The organism is Polynucleobacter necessarius (assembly GCF_900095205.1).
Lineage (GTDB): Bacteria > Pseudomonadota > Gammaproteobacteria > Burkholderiales > Burkholderiaceae > Polynucleobacter > Polynucleobacter necessarius_E.
The window spans coordinates 1,753,955-1,770,553 of sequence record NZ_LT606951.1 but is presented as its reverse complement, the minus strand read 5'-3'; the positions used below and the strand labels follow the sequence as shown (position 1 = coordinate 1,770,553).

Annotated in this window: 16 protein-coding genes and 4 pseudogenes; 12 read left to right on the top strand and 8 right to left on the bottom strand. The window is 45.5% G+C overall.

The annotated features are described in order from the left end of the window. Nucleotides 1–19: 19 nt before the first annotated feature. A complete protein-coding gene (locus DXE37_RS09780; RefSeq protein ID WP_114637359.1) occupies nt 20–1,207 on the top strand; it encodes a ribonucleotide-diphosphate reductase subunit beta in 1,188 nt (395 codons plus the stop codon). Between the two features lie 332 nt (nt 1,208–1,539). Then, nucleotides 1,540–2,049: a histone H1-like DNA-binding protein gene (locus tag DXE37_RS09770; RefSeq protein WP_114637357.1), complete on the top strand. Its 510-nt coding sequence runs from the start codon at nt 1,540–1,542 to the stop codon at nt 2,047–2,049. Nucleotides 2,050–2,152: 103 nt separating this feature from the next. On the opposite strand, the gene DXE37_RS09765 is transcribed toward DXE37_RS09770, so the two are convergent. From DXE37_RS09765 to DXE37_RS09740, 7 genes and pseudogenes are all read right to left on the bottom strand, one after another. Further along, nucleotides 2,153–3,112: a carbohydrate kinase family protein gene (locus DXE37_RS09765; RefSeq protein ID WP_114637356.1), complete on the bottom strand. Its 960-nt coding sequence runs from the start codon at nt 3,110–3,112 to the stop codon at nt 2,153–2,155. 45 nt (nt 3,113–3,157) lie between these two features. Continuing rightward, nucleotides 3,158–3,490: a DUF3426 domain-containing protein gene (locus tag DXE37_RS11815; protein WP_197713199.1), complete on the bottom strand. Its 333-nt coding sequence runs from the start codon at nt 3,488–3,490 to the stop codon at nt 3,158–3,160. Between the two features lie 263 nt (nt 3,491–3,753). Then, nucleotides 3,754–4,670 (bottom strand): annotated as a pseudogene (gene prmA, locus DXE37_RS11810) (50S ribosomal protein L11 methyltransferase); the annotation flags it as partial. 16 nt (nt 4,671–4,686) lie between these two features. Then, the gene (gene accC, locus DXE37_RS09755) at nt 4,687–6,051 is read right to left on the bottom strand and encodes an acetyl-CoA carboxylase biotin carboxylase subunit (protein WP_114637355.1); all 1,365 of its coding nucleotides are present in this window, start codon (nt 6,049–6,051) and stop codon (nt 4,687–4,689) included. Nucleotides 6,052–6,119: 68 nt separating this feature from the next. Next, nucleotides 6,120–6,587, bottom strand: coding sequence for an acetyl-CoA carboxylase biotin carboxyl carrier protein (gene accB / locus DXE37_RS09750; protein ID WP_114637354.1), 468 nt, complete (start codon nt 6,585–6,587; stop codon nt 6,120–6,122). Between the two features lie 36 nt (nt 6,588–6,623). Then, on the bottom strand, nt 6,624–7,073 hold the full coding sequence (aroQ, locus tag DXE37_RS09745) for a type II 3-dehydroquinate dehydratase (RefSeq protein WP_114637353.1): 450 nt from the start codon (nt 7,071–7,073) through the stop codon (nt 6,624–6,626). Nucleotides 7,074–7,321: 248 nt separating this feature from the next. After that, entirely contained in the window at nt 7,322–7,849 is a 528-nt protein-coding gene (locus DXE37_RS09740) for a TlpA family protein disulfide reductase (protein ID WP_114637597.1), read from the bottom strand. 26 nt (nt 7,850–7,875) lie between these two features. Between DXE37_RS09740 and mpl the strand changes: the two are divergent. The 9 genes and pseudogenes from mpl (at nt 7,876) to mtgA (ending at nt 14,690) form a co-directional block, all read left to right on the top strand. Continuing rightward, nucleotides 7,876–9,285 (top strand): annotated as a pseudogene (gene mpl / locus DXE37_RS09735) (UDP-N-acetylmuramate:L-alanyl-gamma-D-glutamyl-meso-diaminopimelate ligase). Nucleotides 9,286–9,325: 40 nt separating this feature from the next. Beyond that, a complete protein-coding gene (gene fabG, locus DXE37_RS09730) occupies nt 9,326–10,060 on the top strand; it encodes a 3-oxoacyl-ACP reductase FabG (protein ID WP_114637352.1) in 735 nt (244 codons plus the stop codon). Between the two features lie 2 nt (nt 10,061–10,062). Beyond that, nucleotides 10,063–10,575 carry a hypothetical protein gene (locus DXE37_RS13095; RefSeq protein ID WP_231971319.1) on the top strand — a complete coding sequence of 171 codons (513 nt, stop codon included), beginning with the start codon at nt 10,063–10,065 and terminating at the stop codon, nt 10,573–10,575. Beyond that, on the top strand, nt 10,576–10,884 hold the full coding sequence (locus DXE37_RS13090; RefSeq protein WP_231971318.1) for a hypothetical protein: 309 nt from the start codon (nt 10,576–10,578) through the stop codon (nt 10,882–10,884). Beyond that, nucleotides 10,881–11,474 (top strand): annotated as a pseudogene (locus DXE37_RS13085) (RNB domain-containing ribonuclease); the annotation flags it as partial. The gene DXE37_RS13090 and the pseudogene DXE37_RS13085, both read left to right, overlap by 4 nt. Before the next feature lie 86 nt (nt 11,475–11,560). Then, nucleotides 11,561–11,659 carry an RNB domain-containing ribonuclease gene (locus DXE37_RS14450; RefSeq protein ID WP_415067032.1) on the top strand — a complete coding sequence of 33 codons (99 nt, stop codon included), beginning with the start codon at nt 11,561–11,563 and terminating at the stop codon, nt 11,657–11,659. 164 nt (nt 11,660–11,823) lie between these two features. Further along, on the top strand, nt 11,824–12,981 hold the full coding sequence (locus DXE37_RS09720; protein WP_231971316.1) for an energy transducer TonB family protein: 1,158 nt from the start codon (nt 11,824–11,826) through the stop codon (nt 12,979–12,981). 57 nt (nt 12,982–13,038) lie between these two features. Continuing rightward, complete coding sequence (gene aroE / locus DXE37_RS09715; protein WP_114637351.1) at nt 13,039–13,947, top strand: shikimate dehydrogenase; 909 nt, start codon at nt 13,039–13,041, stop codon at nt 13,945–13,947. 5 nt (nt 13,948–13,952) lie between these two features. Beyond that, nucleotides 13,953–14,690: pseudogene (gene mtgA, locus DXE37_RS09710) on the top strand (monofunctional biosynthetic peptidoglycan transglycosylase). Between the two features lie 17 nt (nt 14,691–14,707). Here the strand turns inward: mtgA and pyrF are convergent. Continuing rightward, nucleotides 14,708–15,553 carry an orotidine-5'-phosphate decarboxylase gene (gene pyrF, locus DXE37_RS09705; RefSeq protein ID WP_114637350.1) on the bottom strand — a complete coding sequence of 282 codons (846 nt, stop codon included), beginning with the start codon at nt 15,551–15,553 and terminating at the stop codon, nt 14,708–14,710. A gap of 73 nt (nt 15,554–15,626) precedes the next feature. Here pyrF and corA point away from each other — a divergent pair, with 73 nt between their 5' ends. Next, the gene (gene corA, locus DXE37_RS09700) at nt 15,627–16,592 is read left to right on the top strand and encodes a magnesium/cobalt transporter CorA (protein ID WP_114637349.1); all 966 of its coding nucleotides are present in this window, start codon (nt 15,627–15,629) and stop codon (nt 16,590–16,592) included. Nucleotides 16,593–16,599: the final 7 nt, after the last annotated feature.

The window sequence follows — 16,599 nt, the reverse complement described above, 5'->3', positions numbered from 1 at the left end:
GAAGAATTAGGAGAGAGTTATGTTGAATTGGGAAGAGGAAGTTGCTCCAGCGCTAGCGAAAGCTGGTCTGGTACCGCAGCCGGTTGCAGTGGAGACACAACAACGTCCACAGCCAGATCAAGTGGCAATGGCACCGCAGACTGCTGCACCTGCGCCAGTAGCAGCAGCCAATTTATCTGGTGGCGCATCTTTGCGTGTAAATGCTGCTGATAAGCGTGTGATTAATGCCAAGACTGACGTTAATCAGCTGGTTCCGTTTAAATACAAATGGGCTTGGGAGAAATACCTAGCTGGTTGTGCAAACCATTGGATGCCTCAAGAGATCAATATGAATCGCGATATTGCACTTTGGAAAGACCCAAATGGTCTGACTGAAGACGAGCGTCGTATCATTAAACGTAATTTAGGTTTCTTTACAACCGCCGATTCTTTGGCTGCAAACAATATTGTTTTGGGTACTTATCGCCACATTACTGCTCCTGAGTGCCGCCAATACCTATTACGTCAGGCCTTTGAGGAGGCAATTCATACTCATGCGTACCAATATATTGTCGAGTCTTTAGGCTTAGATCAGTCAGAAATCTTCAATGCGTATCACGAGATTGACTCGATTCGCGCTAAAGATGAGTTCTTAATTCCATATATTGATGTTCTTACCAATCCAAATTTCAAGACTGGCACACTTGAAGCTGATCAAACATTACTTCGTTCGCTGATTGTTTTTGCTTGCGTGATGGAAGGTTTGTTCTTTTATGTTGGTTTTACGCAAATACTTGCAATGGGTCGTCAAAACAAAATGACGGGCGCTGCTGAGCAGTATCAATACATCCTTCGTGATGAATCTATGCACTGTAATTTTGGTATCGATTTGATTAACCAAATTAAGCTGGAGAACCCGCAGTTATGGACTTCCGCGTTCAAAGACGAGATCAAATCCATCTTCGAAAAAGCAGTTGAATTGGAGTACCGTTATGCTGAAGATACGATGCCTCGCGGAGTGCTCGGATTGAATGCTCCGATGTTCAAAGGATACCTAAGATACATTTGTAATCGCAGATGTTTGCAAATAGGACTTGACGCGATGTTCCCAAATGAAGAGAATCCATTTCCATGGATGTCAGAAATGATTGATCTGAAAAAAGAGCGAAACTTTTTTGAGACACGCGTTATTGAGTATCAAACCGGTGGTGCGCTAAGCTGGGAATAGTAAAAAAGTAAAAAAGCGCACAACTGGCTAAATAGGAGATTAGACGGTTGGATAGTTTTAGAAGTCAGCAAAACCAGACTCAAATCCGAAAACCCTTGTTCAAGGGTGCCTGGGCTACTCTCTCTGTTTTTTTAAGCATATTTAAGAAGCCGTTGTCCTTCGGGGCCACGGCTTTTTTTCCAGGATTCATTAGCGTGCAGCATCTAGCATCAAGTTGCGCGCCGATGAATGGCTCGCTCGTCAGCTCCAAACGAGTGCATAATCTAGCGGAAACGAATGGTCGGGTCTTCTTAATGTAGTTTGTACTAATCCTCACGTGAAGGAGCATTATTATGGCAACTGCCAAGAAAAAGCCTGCTGCGAAGAAAGCTGCTGCTAAAAAGCCTGCTGCTAAAAAGCCTGCTGCTAAAAAGCCTGCTGCTAAAAAGCCTGCTGCTAAAAAGCCTGCTGCGAAGAAAGCTGCTGCTAAAAAGCCTGCTGCGAAGAAAGCTGCTGCTAAAAAGCCTGCTGCGAAGAAAGCTGCTGCTAAAAAGCCTGCTGCGAAGAAAGCTGCTGCTAAAAAGCCTGCTGCTAAAAAGCCTGCTGCGAAGAAAGCTGCTGCTAAAAAGCCTGCTGCGAAGAAAGCTGCTGCTAAAAAGCCTGCTGCGAAGAAAGCTGCTGCTAAAAAGCCTGCTGCGAAGAAAGCTGCTGCTAAAAAGCCTGCTGCGAAGAAAGCTGCTGCTAAAAAGCCTGCTGCGAAGAAAGCTGCTGCTAAAAAGCCTGCTGCGAAGAAAGCTGCACCAACGTCTAGTGCGTTGAATCTTGCCACTGCTTGGCCCTTCCCAACTGGCACACGCCCTTAATGCGACGGGTGTTACTAGAAGGGGTCTCTCACGAGACCCCTTTTTATTCTTAAATTCAGTGAAAGCAGGGGGAGTGTGTTTAAGCTGGGCTCCCCAATGCAGGCTAGTAGCTAAAGCCAAATGCATTTTTAAATTGATCGGCGATCTCTTCTTTGCTTGATTGATGATTTTGTGGTCCTTGATGGGTAATTTTGATTGAACCCATTAGGCTGGCAAGGCGACCAGCTGTTTCCCAGTCCATGCCATTTTCTAATCCAAAGAGAAGTCCACCGCGAAATGCATCACCACAGCCTGTGGGATCGACTACTTTTGCTGCTGGTACCGGTGGAATGGCAATGCATTTCCCGTCAAAATAGATATCGGCGCCTTCAGCGCCCTTGGTAACAATGAGCGCTTTGACACGCTCGGCTACATTTGAAAGGCTTAGCCCCGTTCTTTGAGAAAGCATCTCTCCTTCATAATCATTTACAGCGAGGTAGCTAGCAATATCGACTAATTCCAGAAGCTCTGGACCATTAAACATCGGTAGACCTTGGCCTGGATCGAAGATAAACGGAATATTGGCTTCTGCTAGTTGATGGCAGTGCTCCCACATCCCTTGGCGACCATCGGAGGCAACAATTCCGAATTTAGTTATGTCTTTGGAGTGTTTACTGCGCTCAGCTACCACTGCAGATACTTGGTTTAGGTGTGACTCGCCCATTGCGCCTGGATGAAAGGCGGTGATTTGGTTATTAGCTTGATCGGTGGTAATCATTGCCTGTGCTGTGAATGCGTTTTCGATCTGCCGAATATGACTTGCATCGATATTGAGTTGCTCAAGCCTACTCTTGTATGGAGCAGCATCACCACCCACGGTTGCCATGATGATGGGGTCACCACCTAAAAGCTTCAGGTTATAGGCAATATTGCCTGCACAACCGCCGAATTCGCGGCGCATGGTTGGAACTAAAAAGGCGACATTCAGAATATGAATTTGCTCAGGCAGGATTTGATCGGCAAATTTGCCTTCAAAGTTCATAATGGTGTCGTAGGCAATGGAGCCACAGATCAAGCTAGCCATAAATTACTTTCTTATAAGAGGTAAATGTAGTGTTGATAAATAGAATTAGGAGTAGAGGACGCGAACACGATAGCCAGCAGTATTTTGCGTTAAGGAAATTGGCAATTCCACTTGAATGATTTCTCCCGATGGAATCCCCCTTTTTAAAAAATCTGGGTGTGACTCTTGCCGCGTTGTGGGTATCCATTCTGCTGGGGTGAATTGCAGTGATTTGATTTCACTTTCTTCTGCATCGGTTAGAGAAATTTCTAAATTCGGAGCTAATGCTGCGATAGCAAGACGATTTTGGATCTCTACCTGCAGCGTAGATGGATTTACAGCGCCTTTAAGACCCTCTCGGACGTTTTCTAGAGAAAGTTGTGGGAATTGATTTTCCATGCTGAAAAATCGCTCACAGTGCGATCTAGACATCCTAATACACTGCAGAGTTTTGTATCAATCTGTTGTAGGGCTGAAAATAAACTGATTGAAATCGAATGCGACGTTCCATCGACACGCGGTGCTAATGTGGGAAGCAAAGTATTTCTTGAGAGATATTCGCCAAAAACCAGCAACAGTAAAAATAATCCGGCGAGAAAGGCTAACTTAAGACTTTTCTTTTGAGCCAGTGCTTCAAAAGTGGCTTTGCTGTCATCATCCAATGATCCATGCAAGCAAACCCAACCTTCACTCTCTTTCCAAATGGAGAGTTTTAGCCACTGGCTGTAGGTGGCTATCACTTCATCAGCTTGGCGAGCAAGAACACCGGATAAAACTATCTGACCGCCAGGTCGCATCTTAACTAGCGCTGGAGCTAGCACTTGCAGTGGATTGGCCAAAATATTGGCCATGACGATGTCGTATTTAGTCTCTGTGGCCAGTTCAGGTGCACCTTCGTTGGGTAAGACGAAGTTGATGATGGTTTGATTAATTTCAGCATTGCTGCGGGCTGCCACCATCGCCTGTGGATCGATATCGGTACCTACCACCGGATTGCAGCCTAATTTAGCAGCTGCAATAGCCAAAATGCCTGAGCCACAACCGTAATCCAAAAGACTCTGATTATTTAAATTGGAATGCTCCTCTAACCAAAGAAGACATAAGTGTGTCGTGGGATGATTGCCAGTACCAAATGCCAGACCAGGATCTACGGCGAGGCAAATTGTATTCGGATCAGTGGGTGCATCGTGCCAAGAAGGCGCTACCCAAATGCGCTTTCCAATCTGAATGGGGAAAAATTGACTCTGAGTCAGCCTAACCCAGTCTTGCTCCTCAACAGTTTTTTCTTGTGGGGGCTTAAGTTAAAGCCGGCTTCTTTGAGAGAATTCAGGAGTTCCGGAATAAATTTCGCACTGCCAGAGGAATCAATCTCAGGATTAAAGAGTGCCGTAACAGCGGAGCGATCCCACGCTTGCACTTCTGGTGAGAGTCCTGGTTCGCCATAAAGTGGATTTTCATCGTAGCCACCCACTGCATCATCTTCAACAGTGACAGATAAAGCGCCTAATTCTAAAAGAGCATCACCAAGTGGCTCTGCAGTTTCAGCGGCTACCGTGAAAACGAGCTCACGATAAGACATGAAGTGCTCGCATCAATTAGGGTTTACCGCGACTGGCAGCTTGTTCTTCTAAGCGATGCTCCAAATAGTGAATACTGGTACCGCCTTTAATAAAGTTGGGGTCCAGCATGAGTTCACGATGGAGGGGAACATTGGTTGTAATGCCATCGATCACCATTTCTGAGAGGGCAATCTGCATACGACGAATCGCTTGCTCACGGGTATTGCCGTATGAAATCAGCTTACCAATCATGGAGTCATAGTTTGATGGAACCACGTAACCGCTATAGGCATGTGAGTCAACGCGAATGCCAGGGCCGCCAGGCATATGGAATGAACCAATTTTGCCCGGACTAGGCGTGAACTTAAATGGGTCCTCTGCATTTAGACGACATTCAATCGCATGGCCACGGAACACAATATCTTTTTGGCGATAACTTAACTTCAGGCCGGCGGCAATACGGATCTGTTCTTGAACAATATCTACACCAGTAATCATTTCAGTGACTGGATGCTCTACCTGAACACGGGTATTCATCTCAATAAAGAAGAACTCACCGTTTTCGTAAAGAAATTCGAAGGTACCTGCGCCGCGATAGCCAATTTTTCTACAGGCTTCAGCACAACGCTCACCAATCTTGGCAATTAAGCGACGATCAATTCCTGGAGCAGGCGCCTCTTCGATCACTTTTTGATGGCGACGTTGCATCGAGCAATCCCGCTCGCCTAACCAAATGGCATTGCCATGGGTATCGGCCAGAATTTGTATCTCTACATGGCGTGGTTTTTCTAAAAACTTTTCCATATAGACTTCGGGATTGCCAAAAGCACGACCTGCCTCTTCGCGAGTCATATTGACTGCGTTAATGAGCGCTGCTTCTGTATGGACTACACGCATACCGCGTCCACCACCACCACCTGCTGCTTTAATAATGACCGGGTAGCCTACTTTTTTTGCAGTTGCAATAATTTCTTTTGGATCATCCGGGAGAGCGCCCTCTGATCCAGGTACGCATGGCACACCTGCTTTAATCATGGCTCTTTTTGCTGAAACCTTATCACCCATTAGACGGATAGAGACTGCAGTGGGCCCTATAAATGCAAAGCCTGATTTCTCAACACGCTCTGCGAAGTCTGCATTTTCGGAGAGGAAGCCATAACCAGGATGAATCGCTTCTGCATCGGTTACTTCTGCTGCAGAAATAATTGCTGGCATATTCAGGTAACTGAGTGGAGACGGCGCTGGCCCAATGCAGACAGCTTCATCAGCAAGCTTTACATACTTAGCTTCCTTGTCTGCGGTTGAATACACCACAACAGTTTTTATTCCCAACTCGCGACATGCGCGTTGGATACGGAGAGCAATTTCTCCCCGATTGGCAATCAGAATCTTATCGAACATGTCGGCTCTGAGTTAAGTGTTAATAGTGAATTGAAATAGATCTAATAATGATCAAGGAAGGTAATTAACTAAGCGATCACGAAAAGTGGTTGGTCAAACTCAACACCCTGACCGTCTTCACAGAGAATTTCTTTAATAACGCCAGCTTTTTCAGACTCAATTTCATTGAGCAGCTTCATCGCCTCAATGATGCAAAGTGTTTGACCCACTTTTACGGTATCACCAACATTGACGAAATTAGGCGACTCTGGATTGGGGGCGCGATAGAAAGTTCCCACCATAGGAGACTTTGCAACAAAGCCAGCTTCAACTGCGGGCGCTTCAATAACAACAGCTGCCGGTGCAGGGGTGTTTACTGCAGGGGTGGGCTGGATATTTTGCGCAGGCGCTGGATTAGCATAGACCACTTGACCAGGCTGAGCTGGGGATCCGGCATTGATAATCCGAACACGATCTTCACCTTCGTTTACTTCCAACTCCGAAATGCCTGACTCAGAGACCAAATCGATCAAGGTTTTTAGTTTTCTCAGATCCATACGAGTGCTTCCTCTCTTGTGATTCTTTAAATAGTGTTACTTCTGTAAACGAGCAATGGCTGCTTGCAGTGCTAATTCATAACCAATTGCTCCAAGTCCACAAATCACTCCAGTCGCTATGTCAGACAAGTAGGAATGTTTGCGGAATTCTTCGCGCTGGTGAATATTGGACAAGTGGACTTCGGTAAAGGGAATGGCTACTCCAGCGAGTACATCACGCAATGCGACGCTAGTATGGGTAAATGCGCCTGGATTGATGATGATGAAATCAACCTCATCTTGCTTCGCTTTTTGAATGCGATCTATTAACTCACCTTCATGATTGCTTTGAAAGGTGCTGAGATCTACGGAGTTGGCATTAGCTTGTTCACCTAGCGTTCGATGAATATCCTCGAGGGTTGCTTTGCCATAAACATCGGGTTCACGGGTGCCTAACAGGTTTAGGTTTGGGCCTTGAACTACGAGAATTGATGCTTTTTTCGACATAGATCCCTATTTTTAAGTGCAGTTAGGCATAAATTGGTTGCTTAGGCATGGAGTCCTATAAGCATCCTCATGCTTGGTCGCTGATGGATGAAGTATACCTTTATAAAGCGCTAAAAGGTCTAAAAAAATTCTTCAAAACGCGAATTTTCAGAACTTTTAGACGATGATATTGAGAAATGTAGCGATATTTGCCTACTATTTCAGCAAATAATCATGTGATAGAAAATATTAAAATACTGCAAAAATACTTATAAAGCAGATTTAATGGCGCTTCTGATGCCTTCTTCACTTATCTTTCCTAATTTACTATAGGTAGATTTCCCTTTTGCATTAATGATGATGGTGTAAGGGAGTGCGCCCTGGGAATTTCCCAATTGCTTGGAAAGGTTGCTTCCCTCAAGACCGCCAATGACAATTGGATATGCAACGGGGGTTTTTGATAGAAATTCACGAATGTTAGATAGTGAATCGATGCCGATGCCGACAAATAAGACATTTTGCTGTAAAAACTCTTTTTGAAGTTTGTCTAAAGTAGGCATTTCTTCAACGCAGGGAGGGCACCAAGAGGCCCAAAAGTTCACAACCAGCGCTTTTCCTTGCCAATTTTGTGTATCTACCGTTTTTCCATCGGGTGATTGCCAGGGATTAGCAAAAAATGCTTTTTTTATAGCAGGTTCACTCGCCAACCCCGTTTTAGAAATCCATTGCGAAGTTATGACGCCTCCAAAGAGCGCCAAAAAGTTAATTGCGATGATGATCCATTGTCTGCGGTTCATTGCAACTCCTTTGCTAAAATTCATTAATGCATATACATATCTTGGGCATTTGCGGTACTTTCATGGGCAGTATTGCCGCAATCGCTCATCAGGCTGGACATCGTGTTACAGGTTGCGATGCCAACGTGTATCCACCAATGAGCACCCAGCTTGAAGCCTAGGGTATCGATCTCATCGAGGGATTTTTGCCAGATCAATTATCTCAGTTTGAGACCATGCCTGATTTATTCGTGATTGGTAATGTGGTTTCTCGTGGAAATCCGTTGATGGAAGCGATTCTGAATCAAGGGCTGCCATATATTTCAGGTCCTCAATGGTTGGGCGAGCAAGTTTTGTATGGCAGACACGTATTGGCGGTGGCTGGCACGCATGGCAAAACAACGACTTCAGCCATGTTGACTTGGATTTTGGAATTCAATGGCTATCAGCCGGGTTATCTCATTGGAGGAGTGCCGCTGAATTTCACTGTATCAGCCCGTTTAGGTGAGAGTAAATATTTTGTCATTGAAGCTGATGAATATGACACAGCTTTTTTGATAAGCGAAGCAAGTTTGTGCACTACCGACCACGCACCGCTTTGCTAAATAATCTAGAGTTTGATCATGCCGATATCTTTGCTGATCTTGCGGCAATTGAAACTCAATTTCATCATTTAGTGCGGACGGTTCCTAGCGATGGTTTATATTAGTGGTGAATGGTGAAGAGCTTGCTTTGGCGAGTGTAGTCACACGTGGTGCATGGGCTCCTGTAGAGCGCTTCGGTCAAGATGATGCAAATGAATGGTCTTTGATCTCGCAAGAAGCCGATGGTTTTATTGTGCGCAAGTTAGGCAATGAAGTTGCAACAGTGGAGTGGGCATCTGATTCTGGTGTGATGGGTCGATACAATCAGATGAATGCACTTGCAGCTATTGCATCCGCTAATCACATTGGGATCTTACCGGCAGATTCAGCTCGTGCGTTAGCAGAGCTTAAGAATGTAAAGCGCCGCCTAGAAATGATTGGTGTTGCAAATGGCATTACTGTATATGACGATTTTGCGCATCATCCAACAGCAATTACCACTACTGTGGATGGTTTGCGTCGTCAGGTTGGTAAAGCTCGTATCTTGGCAGTATTAGAGCCGCGCTCAAATACGATGAAACTTGGCGTCATGAAAGCACAGCTACCGAGTAGTCTTGAGAAGGCTGATAAGGTATTTGCTTATGGAGCGAGCGCTGGTAAAGAATTATTGGGTTGGGACTTGGCCGATGTTTTATCTCCTCTTAACCAACAAGAGCAAGGTAAAGCGCACGCTTTCGATGATCTCGACGCTTTGGTGAAAGCAGTAGCGCAAGAAGCCAAACCGGGCGATCACATTTTGGTGATGAGCAATGGTGGGTTTGGTGTGGCGTGTATCAAAAAATATTAAATACCATTTCCACGCAGCAGAAGTAAACCAGCAATAAAAAGAAAATACAAAAAAAGAAAGTAAAAAATGGGCAATAGATTAAAAGACAAAGTAGCCATCATTACTGGCGCTGCTAAAGGTATTGGATTTGCCACAGCCCAGCGTTTTGCGCAAGAGGGTGCGAAAGTCATCATTACTGATATCAATCAGGAAGCCGTCATTGAAGCGGTTGCACAAACACCTAATGCAGAAGGCTTCACCATGAATGTCATGGATCGCGCTAGTATTCAGGCAGCAATCGATCAGGTGATGCAAAAGCATGGGCGTATAGATATATTGATTAATAACGCTGGTATCACTCAAGATGCGCGCTTGATTAAGATGACAGAAGCGCAGTTTGATGCGGTAATTGATGTCAATTTGAAGGGTGTTTTCAATTGCACACAGCTAGTTGTTCCTCATATGCTCGAGGCTAAGTCAGGTGCAGTTGTTAATGCATCTAGTGTTGTGGGTATCTATGGCAATTTTGGTCAGACAAATTACTCTGCAACAAAATTTGGCGTCATAGGCTTTACAAAAACCTGGGCGCGGGAGCTGGGACCTAAAGGCATTCGCGTCAATGCAGTATGTCCTGGGTTTATTGCGACAGAAATGGTGAAGACTATGCCAGAAAAAATTTTGCAAGATATTAAAAGGCGCAGTTGGCTCGGGCGACTGGGTGCGCCAGCTGAAATGGCTAATGTGTATTTATTTTTAGCTAGCGATGAGGCAAGTTATATCAATGGAGTGGCATTAGAGGCCAGTGGCGGGATCTCGCTCTAAGCATGAATCTGGTATACGAAGAAGGTGGGGATATTAAGGTCGCCACAGTACAGTCTGCATCGGGTACAGGGGGCACTGAGTCTTGGCAGGCTACCAGTCTTTCTGGAAAAAAGATCAAGTTAAAGGCTAAAGAGGTTTGGTTGCGTTTTGAAAAACCAGAAGCGCAGGCGGCTATTGATGAGGCAGGTACGCTGACTGCAAAAATTGACTTGCAGCTTCTTTGGGATTGCGCGTCAGATGAAGAGTTTGGTTTAGTGGATGTTTCGCATGAATACTTTGGCGCACAGGCTGGTATTGCTCAACAACTTGCCTTAGCGATTGCCTTACAAGGAGGTGCGCCAGTATTTTTTCGTCGCAAAAGACGTGGCCGCTTTCAGAGGGCGCCTGTAGAACAATTGCAGGCAGGTTTAGCTGCTTTAGAGCGCAAGCAAAAGGAGCTCGAGCAGCAATCCATTTGGCAGCAGGAGTTGGTTAGCGGTGTTTTTCTAGAAACACTGAAGTCCTCGGCTAATTAATTGCTGTTCTCACCGGATAAAAATACTTCTGCATACAAGGCTTTAATTGCAGCTTGTACTGAGACTGGCGAATCCCCTGCTCAGCTCATGATTCGATGTGGCGCAATTGATTCACCTTTGGCTTATCACCAAGGACTATTTCTCAAAGCGCATTTCCCAAATGGTGCGACTCACGATCCAAGCATAAGCATTGATCAAGATGTTTATGCCGCTGCGCTCACCGAGCTACCGTTGGCTGAGGTACAAGCTTTTCAATTGATGATTCGGGAACTACAGAGATTGATGATGCCTTATCAGTCACAGAATTGAATGACGGTGGATATCGGATTGGGGTTCATATCGCTGCGCCAGGATTGGCAATCTCTAAGGATGATCCATTAGATCGGGTGGCGCGTAATCGCATGTCCATGGTGTACTTCCCTGGCGACAAAATTACGATGTTGCCGGATTCTGTCATTGAACAATTTTCATTGGATGAGGGTATGCTGAGGCCTGCCTTATCAATCTATGTAGATATTGATGAACAGGGTTTAGTGAATCGAAACACTTTGCTGATGCGCGCTGAATTAGTTCCGATGGCAGCCAATTTACGCTTAGAGGATATCGAGCATCTAGTAAGCGAGGCAAGTTTGCTAGATGAGAGTGCTAGTTATCCCTATCGCCAAGAATTGGCAATCTTGTGGCGGGCTGCTAAACATCTTCACGCAGGGCGCCAGGAAAAGTGGGTGGCAAATGGCCTACGCGCCGAGCAACTGGGGCCAATAGATCCTAATGCGTTAGTCAAAGACTTTCATTTTCAAATTCTAGAAGTCGATGGAGTGCTGCGAGTGGATATCGTGCCGCGTCAACGCGGATCTATTTTGGATACTATCGTCGCCGAATGGATGATTTTCTGCAATAGTGCTTCTGGACAACTGCTAGCAGATCACGGGCTGCCAGGTTTATTTAGAATTCAGAAGGATTGGGGTCCACATTGCGTACCCGCATGCAAACTACCCCAGGACCCCATGAAGGTCTTGGATTGGACTATTACGCTTGGTGCACATCTCCATTACGTCGTTATTCGGATTTAGTGAATCAATAGCAATTAATTGTGCTTGCCAAGCATGGAGTAACGGCCAAAATGGTTGCACCTTTTCCGCCACGTGATGCAACCCTCATGGGCATTGCCCCGCTGACTTTGAATCTTGCTATCAAGCGTATGGTGAATTTCAAGATCGCTTAGAAAAATATTGGTGTTTGTGTTGGATGATGCAAGATAGCGACTTCAAGACGGTTCATGTACGTCATTTGAAGGAGGGCATGTCTCGAGTCGAGTCTGTGCCTTTACATCTGCCTATACCTGAGCTTGCGGGCCATCCTCGTTTGACGCGAGCGGAAGTTGTGATTGCTGATATTGATTTATTGCAACTCAGCGCAGGGGTACGAGTGCTCGAGATTGAAGCAAAACCTGAATCTCCTGAACAGGCTCTTACCGACCCAGTTGAAGAATCGCAGCCGGCGAATAATCCTAAAGAAGATGCTGGCCCAAATAAATCGTTCGAGTTTCCGTGTTCTAGGGGGCTGAGTGAGGCTTTGCAATTCATTCGTAGCACTTGGAACCGCTACCCTTTTCGTTTTGTTCTGTGCGCCTCCATTCTGATTCATATTATTTTTTTATCTTTTCGTTGGGGTATTGGAGAAATTCAGAATCGCAGGCTTAACACTCCATTGAGCGTGGTCTTGGTAAATGCCAGCAATAAAATACCCCCTCAAAAGGCAAGTAAGTTGGCCCAAGCTGCTCTACAGGGAGGCGGAAAAACAGATAACCAAGATGCTACCACTCTACATCGTGCCAGATTAGGTGCAGAGGCCCGACTTGAGGTTTTAGAGAGGCAGCAAAAGCAGATGCTCGCCAAGCTAGAGGAACAACGTATTCGAGCTGGTGGTCAAAAGAGTGGTGATCAGCAAAAAACTACCCCGCAATTAAATGCTTTAGAAGCCGAACTAGCTAAACGGCTGCAGACCGATGGTAAGCAGCCTAAACGTAAAGTATTAACTGGTGCCAATACAAAGGCAGTGAGCTTTGCCCATTACTACGATGCCATGCGCCAAAAAATTGAAGCTTATGGCAGCGCATTTTTTCCGAGAGCAAATGGTCGTCCTATCTATGGCAGTTTAGTAATCGTGGTTAGCGTTGATAACCAAGGAAGAATTACTACAAATGCTCAGGGTAAAGATGGTCTTTCCATCGGGCGCAGTTCTGGTAACCCTGAATTAGATAGGCAGGCCCTTGCTATTGTCAGGGCTTCAGCCCCATTTGGCCCATTTCCATCAGAAATGCGCAATCAAATTGATGTTTTGGATTGGATTTCCACTTTTGAGTTCACGCGTGATGGAGTGGACCGACTTGAGTTGCATCGTTAATGCAATTTAGAAGTGCTTACAAACTGGATTGATAAATTCGCTTATTCTGTAGTCATCATGAGTTCAGTTAACACCACAACCTTGCACACTGATCCAAGCCTTTTCTCTGGTTTGGACGTTTATGCTGTAGCTGGCAATCCGATTTCTCATAGCAAATCCCCAGTAATCCATCAACGTTTTGCTGAACAAGCGAATCAGCGTATGCATTATGGTCGCCTCCAGCCAGAGGTTGATTCATTTGCGCAAGCAGCCCATTCATTTTTTGCCGCTGGCGGTAGGGGTATGAATGTCACTGTGCCGTTTAAGCTTGATGCCCAAAATTTTGCTGATGTTCTTACACTACGTGCCCAATTAGCGGGTGCCGTCAATACTTTGTGGAAGACAGAAGGAAAAATATTTGGAGACAATACCGACGGTGCAGGTCTCGTGCGTGATCTTTTGGCGCAAGGCGTTGCACTACATAGTGCTTGTATTTTGTTAGTTGGCGCCGGAGGTGCTGCGCGTGGCGTGATTGGTCCTCTGTTGGAGCAATCACCTAAATCCCTCATTATTGCTAATCGATCTAGCTCCAAAGCTGACGAGTTGGTAATGCTATTTGCTGGACTGGCTGCATCTAGAGAGGTCGCACTAGAGTCACATACATTAGCTGATTTGGAGGATCCTGCAAAAACACAATATCCATTTGATTTAGTGATCAACGCTACTGCTGCTGGTTTGACAGATGAATCTCCATTGACATCGAATGCCGTTAGCAATATTTTTGTTCCCAGCTCTTTTGCTTATGACATGGTCTATGGCAAAACAACAGCCTTCATGCAACAAGCCCTGCAGCGGGGTGCAAGAGTCAGTGATGGTCTAGGAATGTTGGTTGAACAAGCAGCTGATGCATTCTTATTATGGCGGGGCGCCCAGCTAGCGAAGGTGATTGATCCACGTGCCGTCTTAGCTGAACTATGTATTAATTAATCTAAATGCGCTGGCTTCTTTATTCAGTGAAGTGTTTGCTATCAGGATTTGTGGCAATGCGAATCTTTTTTGCGCTACAAATTGCTTTGTGGACTACCTTAGATCCCATCAGCACTGCTTTTCAGAGGGCGGAACGTTGGCGTCTTTGTTCCTGGCATTGGGATTGTTCGAAGCAGTCCAAATGGGTGCCTTATGACAAAATCTCTAGCAATCTAAAGCGTGCCGTTTTAGTGAGCGAGGACGATATTTTCTTTCAGCATAATGGTGTACGAGTTGAAGACATGCAAAAGGCTTGGCAGAAAAATCAACAAAAATCTCAAGCATGTAATAAGTCTAAAGTAGCTTTGCGAAGGGGCTCGACTATTTAATTGGCAAAAAATTTATTTCTATCGTCAGAGCAAAGCTACCTTCGTAAGGGGCAGGAGCTCATCATTACTGGCCTTTTGGAGCTAACACTTTCTAAGCAGAGATTATTTGAGATTTACCTTAATTCGGTAGAGTGGGGCGAAGATATTTTTGGAATTGGAGTTGCGTCGCAGCGCTACTATGGAGTTTCCCCTGCTGTTCTAGATCGAGAGCAGGCTGCAGCGTTAGCTTCAGCGCTACCAGCTCCAAAGTGTTTTGATAAACAGCAGTATTGTCGTCGAGGAAGTATTAATTATTCCGCTCGCCAAGAATTTATCTTGGAGAATATGGATCGAGTAGCCTTGGCGCCTTATCCAAAGAGTAGCTCGAGTAAATAATTTTTTGTTTTGCTAATCTATTTGTCTGTAGCAACACGCAAGGCATCACGCGTTGTTAGTGCTGCTGCTCTAGCGGCTTGGGCAAAATCAGACTCTGCACTTGCATACAGAATTGCCCTAGAGGAGTTGATGATCATTCCAGTTCCAGGCTTGCCGGGGATCTTTCCAGCGTTGACCGTTGCATCAATATCACCACCTTGAGCACCAATTCCTGGAATTAACAGGGGCATATCGCCAACAATTGCACGTACCTTCGCGATTTCTTCTGGAAAGGTCGCGCCGACTACTAAGCCTATTTGTCCAGAGCTATTCCATTCTTGGGCTGCTAGCTTGGCTACATGCAAATATAGAGGCTCCCCATTGGGGGAAATATTCAAAAACTGTAAATCTGATCCACCAGGATTAGATGTGCGACACAATACGATTACCCCTTTACCTGTGCGCTTGAGATAGGGCTCGATCGTGTCAAAGCCCATATAGGGATTAACAGTTATTGCATCAGCGCCATAGCGCTCAAAAGCCTCTGAAGCGTAGTGGTCAGCAGTACTACCAATATCTCCACGCTTGGAATCTAGGATTACTGGAACTTGGGGATATTTATCTTTCAGATGCCTGATCAGCTTTTCTAGTTGAGCCTCCGCTCTTTGGGAGGCAAAGTAGGCAAATTGGGGCTTAAAGGCGCATACCAAATCCGCAGTCGCATCAGCGATCTCACGGCAGAACTCGTATATAGCCTCAGACTTTCCTTGAAGCTCTAGGGGTAAGCGCTTCGGGTCTGGGTCAAAGCCAACACACAACAGGCTGCCTTGAGAAGCCCATGCAGACTGGAGTTGCTGGGTAAAGGTATTTGTGGGGGAGTTCATGGGATTTGGCTTATTTTAGTGAAACTGTCATGTTCTATAGGATAAACTAGCGCACATTCCTTAGGAGTTCACCATGATCAACTTGTTCGTCCTGCAAAATGGCCGCCTCTCTCAAGAGCAAGTCGAAGATCGCAATGAATTGTTGCAGTACGCTAATCCTATCTGGATTGACGTGGTTGATCCAGAAGAAGAGGAATTGATTTGGATTAAAGAGGCATTTGGCGTGCTTTTACCTGAGTTGGACGACTTGGGGGATCTGGAAGCTTCTGCGCGTTACTTTGAGGCTGATGACGGTCATCTGCATATCCGCACCGATTTCTTATTGGATGAAGAGGAAACTTCTCGTAACGTTCGAGTCGCTTTTGTCCTTACTAAACAAGTACTGTTTTCCATTCATGACGAAGATTTGCCAGTGTTCCGCTTGGTTCGCTTGCGCGCACGTTTGCGTCCTGGATCAGTGAGTAATGCAAAAGATGTGTTGCTCGACCTGTATTCCACTGATGCCGAGTACTCTGCGGATGCCTTGGAAGAAGTGTATGAAAATCTTGAGCAAGCTGGTAAGCGAGTTTTGCAAGATGATATTAATGATGCTGATGCCGAGCAAGTGCTCGAGACGATTGCAAAAGAGGAAGACACTAACGGACGTATTCGTCGTAATGTGATGGATACCCGGAGAGCATTGTCTTTCTTAATGCGCAGCAAGTTGCTCTCGGATGAGCAGCGAGAGGAAGCGCGTCAAATTTTGCGTGATATTGATTCTCTCGAAAACCATACAGCCTTCTTATTTGACAAGATTAACTTCTTGATGGATGCGACCGTCGGTTTCATTAACTTGAATCAATCCAAGATCATCAAGATCTTCTCGGTGGTATCTGTTGCCTTGATGCCGCCTACATTGCTCGCAAGTATTTGGGGTATGAACTACAAACACATGCCTGAATTAGATGCGACTTGGGGATACCCAATGGCGATTGGTGCAATGGTCGTTTCTGCAATCATTCCACTTTGGTATTTCCATAGCAAAGGTTGGATTAAGTAACTGAACG

Coding starts and splice junctions, on each gene's coding strand:
- DXE37_RS09780 (WP_114637359.1), top strand. CDS start 20: ATGTTGAATTGGGAAGAGGAAGTTGCTCCAGCGCTAGCGAAAGCTGGT.
- DXE37_RS09770 (WP_114637357.1), top strand. CDS start 1,540: ATGGCAACTGCCAAGAAAAAGCCTGCTGCGAAGAAAGCTGCTGCTAAA.
- DXE37_RS09765 (WP_114637356.1), bottom strand. CDS start 3,112: ATGGCTAGCTTGATCTGTGGCTCCATTGCCTACGACACCATTATGAAC.
- DXE37_RS11815 (WP_197713199.1), bottom strand. CDS start 3,490: ATGGAAAATCAATTCCCACAACTTTCTCTAGAAAACGTCCGAGAGGGT.
- accC (WP_114637355.1), bottom strand. CDS start 6,051: ATGTTCGATAAGATTCTGATTGCCAATCGGGGAGAAATTGCTCTCCGT.
- accB (WP_114637354.1), bottom strand. CDS start 6,587: ATGGATCTGAGAAAACTAAAAACCTTGATCGATTTGGTCTCTGAGTCA.
- aroQ (WP_114637353.1), bottom strand. CDS start 7,073: ATGTCGAAAAAAGCATCAATTCTCGTAGTTCAAGGCCCAAACCTAAAC.
- DXE37_RS09740 (WP_114637597.1), bottom strand. CDS start 7,849: ATGAACCGCAGACAATGGATCATCATCGCAATTAACTTTTTGGCGCTC.
- fabG (WP_114637352.1), top strand. CDS start 9,326: ATGGGCAATAGATTAAAAGACAAAGTAGCCATCATTACTGGCGCTGCT.
- DXE37_RS13095 (WP_231971319.1), top strand. CDS start 10,063: ATGAATCTGGTATACGAAGAAGGTGGGGATATTAAGGTCGCCACAGTA.
- DXE37_RS14450 (WP_415067032.1), top strand. CDS start 11,561: ATGCAAACTACCCCAGGACCCCATGAAGGTCTTGGATTGGACTATTAC.
- DXE37_RS09720 (WP_231971316.1), top strand. CDS start 11,824: ATGATGCAAGATAGCGACTTCAAGACGGTTCATGTACGTCATTTGAAG.
- aroE (WP_114637351.1), top strand. CDS start 13,039: ATGAGTTCAGTTAACACCACAACCTTGCACACTGATCCAAGCCTTTTC.
- pyrF (WP_114637350.1), bottom strand. CDS start 15,553: ATGAACTCCCCCACAAATACCTTTACCCAGCAACTCCAGTCTGCATGG.
- corA (WP_114637349.1), top strand. CDS start 15,627: ATGATCAACTTGTTCGTCCTGCAAAATGGCCGCCTCTCTCAAGAGCAA.